Origin of the sequence: Acinetobacter sp. ACNIH3, from assembly GCF_002918965.1 — a bacterium.
GTDB lineage: Bacteria > Pseudomonadota > Gammaproteobacteria > Pseudomonadales > Moraxellaceae > Acinetobacter > Acinetobacter schindleri.
Genome location: NZ_PQLP01000074.1, coordinates 1 through 7,632, shown reverse-complemented (window position 1 = coordinate 7,632; position 7,632 = coordinate 1). Strand labels below are relative to the sequence as shown.

At 35.4% G+C, this 7,632-nt stretch carries 9 protein-coding genes and 1 pseudogene; 7 read left to right on the top strand and 3 right to left on the bottom strand.

The genetic code is table 11. The features are described from left to right. Window positions 1–187 precede the first annotated feature (187 nt). Together mobQ and C3420_RS15985 are read left to right on the top strand one after the other, a co-directional pair. A complete protein-coding gene (gene mobQ, locus C3420_RS15990; protein ID WP_004809023.1) occupies window positions 188–1,159 on the top strand; it encodes a MobQ family relaxase in 972 nt (323 codons plus the stop codon). Further along, on the top strand, window positions 1,156–1,653 hold the full coding sequence (locus tag C3420_RS15985) for a hypothetical protein (RefSeq protein ID WP_004282258.1): 498 nt from the start codon (window positions 1,156–1,158) through the stop codon (window positions 1,651–1,653). Before mobQ ends, C3420_RS15985 begins: the two co-directional genes overlap by 4 nt. Before the next feature lie 143 nt (window positions 1,654–1,796). Here the strand turns inward: C3420_RS15985 and C3420_RS15980 are convergent, their stop codons facing one another. Further along, a complete protein-coding gene (locus C3420_RS15980; protein WP_004282257.1) occupies window positions 1,797–2,078 on the bottom strand; it encodes a type II toxin-antitoxin system YafQ family toxin in 282 nt (93 codons plus the stop codon). Further along, window positions 2,071–2,361, bottom strand: a complete 291-nt coding sequence (locus C3420_RS15975; protein WP_004282256.1) for a type II toxin-antitoxin system RelB/DinJ family antitoxin — start codon at window positions 2,359–2,361, stop codon at window positions 2,071–2,073. Before C3420_RS15975 ends, C3420_RS15980 begins: the two co-directional genes overlap by 8 nt. 280 nt (window positions 2,362–2,641) lie before the next feature. Between C3420_RS15975 and C3420_RS15970 the strand changes: the two genes are divergently transcribed. The 5 genes and pseudogenes from C3420_RS15970 (at window position 2,642) to C3420_RS15950 (ending at window position 7,228) form a co-directional block, all read left to right on the top strand. Beyond that, window positions 2,642–3,484, top strand: a complete 843-nt coding sequence (locus tag C3420_RS15970) for a 2OG-Fe dioxygenase family protein (protein ID WP_004282255.1) — start codon at window positions 2,642–2,644, stop codon at window positions 3,482–3,484. Next, entirely contained in the window at window positions 3,481–4,374 is an 894-nt protein-coding gene (locus tag C3420_RS15965; RefSeq protein WP_004282254.1) for a lysine exporter LysO family protein, read from the top strand. The genes C3420_RS15970 and C3420_RS15965 overlap by 4 nt, the downstream gene beginning before the upstream one ends. 262 nt (window positions 4,375–4,636) lie before the next feature. After that, window positions 4,637–5,385, top strand: a pseudogene (locus C3420_RS15960) (IS5 family transposase). 566 nt (window positions 5,386–5,951) lie between these two features. Beyond that, window positions 5,952–6,935, top strand: coding sequence for a replication initiation protein RepM (gene repM / locus C3420_RS15955; protein ID WP_004282261.1), 984 nt, complete (start codon window positions 5,952–5,954; stop codon window positions 6,933–6,935). Beyond that, complete coding sequence (locus C3420_RS15950) at window positions 6,932–7,228, top strand: hypothetical protein (RefSeq protein ID WP_004282260.1); 297 nt, start codon at window positions 6,932–6,934, stop codon at window positions 7,226–7,228. The genes repM and C3420_RS15950 overlap by 4 nt, the downstream gene beginning before the upstream one ends. On the opposite strand, the gene C3420_RS15945 is transcribed toward C3420_RS15950, so the two are convergent. Beyond that, window positions 7,225–7,506 carry a hypothetical protein gene (locus C3420_RS15945; protein WP_005254311.1) on the bottom strand — a complete coding sequence of 94 codons (282 nt, stop codon included), beginning with the start codon at window positions 7,504–7,506 and terminating at the stop codon, window positions 7,225–7,227. The genes C3420_RS15950 and C3420_RS15945 overlap by 4 nt on opposite strands. Window positions 7,507–7,632: the final 126 nt, after the last annotated feature.

Genomic DNA, 7,632 nt, shown 5'->3' with positions numbered 1-7,632 from the left:
TAACGGTTAATTTCGGAATATAGAAAACCACTCAAGCATAAGACCCTATGAATTGAAATTCAAGCGGGTAATATGCTATCGTTTTTTTCATGAAATGCGCACTTACGACTTGGATTTCATCCAAGTCTCCATTAGCGTAAGGGGATTCCCCTTAACCCCAAAAGCAAAAGCACCCCAAGGTGACTGCATGGCAATTTATCATTGTTCCACTAAAACGGTTAACCGAAGTTCGGGACGAACTGCGGTTGCATCATCTGCATATCGTGCAGGGGAAAAATTAGAAGATGAACGCACAGGACTGACCCATGACTTTACGAGAAAAGATGGTGTCGCCCATTCTGAAATTCTGTCTAATTTAGATATTGAAATTGACCGTGCTGAGCTTTGGAACTTGGCAGAAAAAACCGAAAACCGCAAAGATGCCCGAACCGCTAGAGAATGGGTCATTGCCCTACCTGATGAATTAGACGCTGATCAACGTAAGGACTTGGCAAAAGAATTTGCCAGGTCCTTAGTTGATCGCTATGACGTGATCGCAGATTTAGCCATCCATGAACCCAGCAAAGGCGGTAATGATAAAAACCACCACGCCCATATCATGCTCACCACCCGAAAGGCAGAACTGGACACAGATAATAAACTCACCCTGACCACCAAAACCGATATTGAACTCAGCAACGCCAAACGAAAAAGCCTTGGTATGGGTACAACCCAAGAAGATATTAAGCAAATTCGAGAAACATGGGCAGACTTAGCCAACAAGGCATTGGAACGTGCAGGCTACCGAGAAAAAATAGACCACCGCAGCTATGCCGATCAAAATAATGGACTACAAGCAACCATCCACGAAGGCAGCAAAGTCACCCAATTACGCAGACAAGGCATAGACACTGAAATCAGCCGTTTCAATGACAATGTGAAACAGCAGAACACCCAACAACTTGAGCAACAGAAACAGCAGAAAGAGAGCGTTTTACAGCGTGGTTTAAACCGTGTCGATCAAGGTTTTGAGCAATGGCAGAAAAACCAAGAAAACAAACGCCTAGAACTGGAACGCCAAGCGGAAATGAAGCGACAACAAGAACTAGACAAACAACGAGCCGAGCAAGCAAATCGTAAGGCATCACGAAATTTAGATAATGATGGATGGTCACGATGAGTAACCAAAATGATTTAGACGACCAACTCTATATTTTATTGGCATCTATGAAGGAATACAGAGAAGCCATAGCAGATGATAACAAGCGATTAGAGACGTTCTACAATGAAGTAGCTAGCGGAGTACTCAATAAGGCTGAAAAGTCGCTAGAAATCGCAAATAAGAAGCATACAGGCGCATTGAATAACAGTATTCAGGCATTAAACGAAGCCACAAACAGACTGAACTCAAAATTTATCATCATTTTTGCTAGTGCATTTGTCGCCTTAGTGATGGTATTCATTTTGGCAATATTCTTATACGTGCCAAGCAAAGATGAAATTGATGAACGTAGAGCTGATATGGCTGTACTTAAAAAATATCCGCTACAAATTCGAGAAAGTGATGGCGAAACGCTAGTCAGAATTATGACTAAGAAATGCTATTCATTTGAGCCAAATAACGTCAAAAATAAAACTTATGATTGGTGTCGCATTGACCCTAAAAAATACTAGATGATCGGTACTTTGCTTGGTTTTTCTCATTACTGATCAGATTACAGCAAGCGCAAAGTTGCCCGACTTTGAAACATGGCTAAAGCCATATTTCAAAGCATCGAGCCAAGATAGATGAAATGCCTAAGCACATAAATTTTTCACTATTTATTTCTGCGCTTTCCAAACAATTCCGAGTGGCTACCAATTCGTACCAATTGCAAATAATCTTCTTGCTTGGCATAGATCAATACTAAATCAGGTTTAATGTGGCAGTCCCTAAAGCCTTCCCACTCACCAGTAAGACCATGATCACAATATTTTTCAGGCAAAACTATATCGCTACAAAGGCAATGTAGAACTTCTGCCCATGCAGGTGTAATTAGCTCTAAAAATTGCTTTTTAATATCTCTCTTAAATTGGCTTTCAGCTAATATCTTACGCATTGGCTAATTCTTGCATCGCTTTCATAAATTCTTCAGGTGTTTCATAAGCATCTGAAAAATCAGTTCTATTTTTTGCTTCAGTCAATGCTTTTCTTGTGACACTATTCGGCACATTCTCTGTCTCTGCATAATCAAAAGACAAGGGAATTTTATTGGTCTCAGCAACTTGTGTTAAAAACAATTTAAAGGCTTGTGATGCGCTCAGTCCATAACGCTCAAACACTGGAAATGCCCGATCACGCAAATCTTGCTCAAGTCGCAGATTAAAATTTGTTGTCGCCATATCATCACCTATGTTTTACAAAACATGTACTATCGTAAACCTAATGTACGCTAATAGTCTAAAAAATCACTCAAATTATTGTAAGAATTAGTTCCAATATCTGAATTTTGTATAACAGCCATTATGTTAAATGGGAGGGTATTTCATTGAGAATTCACAAAAATTTACCACTTATTAAACCTAAGAGTATGATTATTAATTATAAATAATTTACTTTTTCATAAAAATTAAATATTTTTTGGGCAGTATTACAATATTAAGTTATATAGTAAGGTTTCCTATGCTGAATCAAAATTTAAGAAAAGAATATCCAAACGAAAATCATCAATTTAATTTAAATCAAGAAGTTGATGTTTCAAAATTACAAGAAGACTTTCAACAGAATGGTTATATAAAATATAAGGCTTCAGAAGTTGACATTAACTCAAAATTAACTATTTTCAATGAATTTAGAGAGTTAGAAAAAGATCCCTTTTCACCATCAAACACTCAACGCTTTAGAAGGTATGGAAATGCTCTAATTCTTCCATGGGAAAAGCAAAAAAATCCAATTTGGTTACCGACTACAATAACTGATGATGGAAGAGAACTATCTGGATATGATCAAGGTAATAATAATCCAGAGCATGGCTCTATCAGATATTTTAATGCTTTAAGTGACGATGTTAAAAGCTCTAAATATTTGAATTCAATAATTATTGAAGACTATAACTTAACATTTGGGTTAAATGACTATTATTTACCAATTTATGTTGGAATACACTTTGTTAAATTAACTTCAACTTGTGACCAAAGTTTAGGCATTAGTTCTCCTGATTGTTTCCATCAAGATGGAGAACCTTTTACCTTTGCTCATCTTCTTTATAGAAGCAATAATATTGTAGGCGGTGAAAATTATATAGCCCATCCAAATGAAAGAAATAAGCGTCTAGATGATGTAAACAATGAAAATATTTACAGTCAATTCACATTAAAAAATATTTCTGATAGTTTTGCTGTTCACGATTCTTCGGTATGTCATTATGTATCACCAATTAAAAAAATTAATAATGATCAAGTAGATTTACTTGGTGAGCGTTGGATGATTTTAATTGACTACTCTTTAACGAAACAAAAAATATGATAAATAACCTTATATTTTCTTTATTGCCTATTCTCTTATCTTTAATACTTGGATGGGGAATTGGGCGAGTAATAAATTCAAATACTAGAGATAATTTAGTAAGTTATATAACATTCTTAGTCTGGTTACTTCTAATTTCAATAGGTTTCCAATTTGGTAGTATTCTTTTTGATAAAGAACTAGGAACTACAGTAATTGTCGGATCATTTATTTATTCAACAATTATTACTTTTATTACTTTTATTTTACTTTTTAAAAAAGTAAAAAATACAAGTAAAAATAAGAAATCTATATCTGAAATTTTTAAACCTATCAAAGAGTGTGTGATTGCTATATCAATGGTTATTATTGGTATGGTTTTGTATCTTGTATTGCCGAGTAATTGGGAGAGTGAGGCTGTAAGTAGTATTCTTCTTTATATCTTGATATTTTTGGTAGGTGTGGATTTATCAACAATTAAAATTCAAGCTTTGACCATTAATCATTTTCAAGTACCACTAATTACAATTTTTTCACTATTCATTGCTGCATATTTAACAACATTCATTATAGATAAATCATTTTTTGAACTTTTAGTTTTAGGAAGCGGATTTGGCTGGTTTTCTCTTTCAGGTCCACTCATAGGAAAAACATTAGGTGCTGAATATGGAACTTTTGCCTTATTAACTGATTTAATTAGAGAGTTTTATGCAATAGGTTTGCTATATCTTCTTGGACGAAATTATCCTAATCCTATAATTGGTATTTGTGGAGCTACAGCAATGGATTCTACACTTCCATTTATAAAAAATAATTGTTCGCAATTGGACGTGCAAATAGCAATTTTTAGCGGTTTTATTTTGACAATACTAGCACCCTTTTTTATTATATTTTTTAGTGTTTTTATTTAAAATATTATTTTAGGCAGTGATTTACTTAACTTGATTATTAAATTTTTCTAAAATCAACATAATACACGTTATACGAAATGTGTTATATTTCTTGTGAAATTTCAACGCTATAGTTTCAATTTTATAGCCCGAGCATCCCAGTTCGGGCTTTTTTATGCTTTTTCACGTTCCACGGCTAATCTTTGATCAATATTCCACGTTTTTAATTAGAGCCTGTCATCAATTAGCTTGAGAAAATCTAACCTGTCCTCATTATTTTTTCATGACTAAACGCTATGCATTAAGAGATGATCAGTGGGAGCAGATTAAGGATCTGTTACCTGGACGAGCGAGTACTGTTGGAGTAACTGCCAAAGATAACAGGCTATTTGTTGAAGCAGTATTGTATCGGTATCGTTCAGGTATTCCATGGCGAGACTTACCCGAACGCTTTGGGGATTTTAGAGTTGTGCACACTCGCTTTAGCCGTTGGGCTAAAGCAGGCGTATGGCAGAAAGTTTTTGAAGTGCTATCACATGAAAGTGATAATGAATATGCCATGCTAGACTCAACCATTGTGCGTGCTCATCAACACAGCGCCGGAAAAAAAAAGAACAGGCAATCGGACGCAGTAAAGGTGGTTTAAGTACCAAAATTCATGCCCGTACTGATGCTTTAGGCAACCCAACAGGATTTTATCTCACTGCCGGGCAGACTCATGACTTAAATGGTGCTGATGTGCTGCTGGACTTATCGTTAAGTCAGACTTGGCTCATGGATAAAGCCTATAATTCTAAGGATCGGGTGATTGATCCAATCCATAAGATCAAGGGTCAGATCGTGATGCCATCCAAAAGTAACGCGATTGATCAGCGTGATTATGACCAACATCTTTATAAAGCAAGACATCTGATCGAGAACTTCTTCGCCAAGCTCAAGCAGTATCGAGGTATTGCTACGCGCTATGATAAATTGGCTCAAAACTTCCTGTCAGCAATCTACCTTGCTTCAATCATGATATGGCTTAATTGATGACACGCCCTAGTTCAGCTAAATAAAATTATTTGCTCCCAACTGTAATAACCAAGCGAGTGCCTACGAGCGATTGAGCAACATAAAAATTTCGCCCCGTCTTTTTCCTGATTACAAAGCCTCCTTTTGCAGCCAAACGAGATTAACCGAGCAAAGCGACTGTATAGCTTTTGCTTGATGATCGAGCGTGAGCGAGTAAAAAATCTCTATGAGCGAAGCGAATCCATTTTTGCTTTTAGATTTCACAAACAGAATTAACCAAAAACTGCCCCTCGAAGCGAGGAACGAGCTTCAATAGAGTACGAGCTTTAGCGAGTATCTAGGGCAGTTTTAAGCACTTCCCCTCTTTTTAATAATTTTATAATTTTATAATTTTAGACCTCTTATTTTAATTAAATATCAATAGTTTGTGCGCCTATATCTATACGTTTATGCAGTCTTATCTATACGTTTATGCAGTCTTATCTATACGTTTATGCAGTCTTATCTATACGTTTATGCAGTATTGCTATACATATTTAATCAATGTAATATAATTACAACTAAAAACAATGTATGTATAAAAAATGGCAAATGATTTAGTCGTTAAAAATAATGCTTTGATTGATGCAAGTTATACATTAAGTCTTATAGAGCAACGCTTAATAGGGTTGGCTTTGGTTAAAGCCAATAATCAGCACCAAGAAATAACAAGTGATACTGTGTTGACAATACATGCAGGGGAGTATGCGGAACAATTTAAGGTAGATAGCTCAGTTGCTTACCGAGCATTAAAGGAAGCATCAGAACGCTTATTCTTACGCTATTTTTCTTATACGTTATATGGCTTAGAGTTTGGTAAAGAATACACGCTTAAACCGCCAAAAAAACTAAGAGATTGTGATATACCCACAACAATGAAATCGAGATGGGTACAAAAAATTGGTTATACCGAATCAGAAGGCTTATTACATTTTCAACTTACCAGCGATGTTGTTTTATTAGTTGCCAATTCAAAAGAATATTTTACAAGTTACTACCTTTCTCAGACTACAGAATTTACTAGTACCTACGCCACTCGGTTGTTTGAGTTATTAATGAAGTGGAAAAATGTAGGACATATTCCGCTTATTCCAATAGAGCAGTTACGAGGACAGTTAGGTGTAGAACCCAAGCAATATAAAATAATTTCTAACTTTAAGTTACGAGTATTAGATGTTGCTGTGGAACAAGTGAATCAACATTCAGACTATACGATTAAATATAAACAACATAAGCAAGGGCGGACGATTATTGGTTTTTCATTCACATTGAAGCCTAAAGTAGATAAAACCTCAAAAAAAATAATATCCAAGCAAAATCGCAATAGCCCCGATTTTTTCATAAAATTGAGCGACCCACAACGTCATTTATTTGCAAATAAAATGTCAGAAATGCCTGAAATGGGGAAATATTCACAAGGTACAGAAAGCTACCAACAATTTGCTATTCGTATCGCTGATATGCTTTTAGAGCCTGAAAAATTCAGAGAGCTTTATCCAATATTAGAAAAATCAGGATTTCAGCCATGATTAAATTAAATAACCTATCAACCGATCTAAAACATGTGACCGTTGAATACCTCGACATCGTAAATTATGAAATTGCGAGAGAAAATATATGCGGTTATATCTTCCTATTATCCCGAATATCCAAAGATGCCGAACCAACCGAAAAAATACAGATGGAAAGCAAAATACAGAACTTAATTTACTATCGGGATAATTTACAAATCGAGGACAAGGACAATATTCAAAAGGTTTTAAATACGCTCATTCCAGAGTATCAAGCCGAACAAAAAAACCAAATAGCTAAGAAAAATTAGGCTTCAATATCGGGCAAATCAAAAAGCTGTCGATCTCTATTTTCTGTTAAATATTCGTTGAGTTCAGCCAATATTTTTTCTTTATTGGCTTCATTCTGCATTTTTTTAATCAAATAAGAACCGAGCAGAATTTTACGCCGAGTATCATCTTTTCGTTGCTGTTCCTTTTGCTTGGTACGTTCTCTTGCTTCGATAGCTTGTTTCTGTGCTTTTAACTGTTTCAGCTTCTCTAACTGGGCTTCAATTTTCTTTTCAATATTTTCAGCAGATTTAGTCATAACGGTTAATTTCGGAATATAGAAAACCACTCAAGCATAAGACCCTATGAATTGAAATTCAAGCGGGTAATATGCTATCGTTTTTTTCATGAAATGCGCACTTACGACTTGGATTTCATCCAAGTC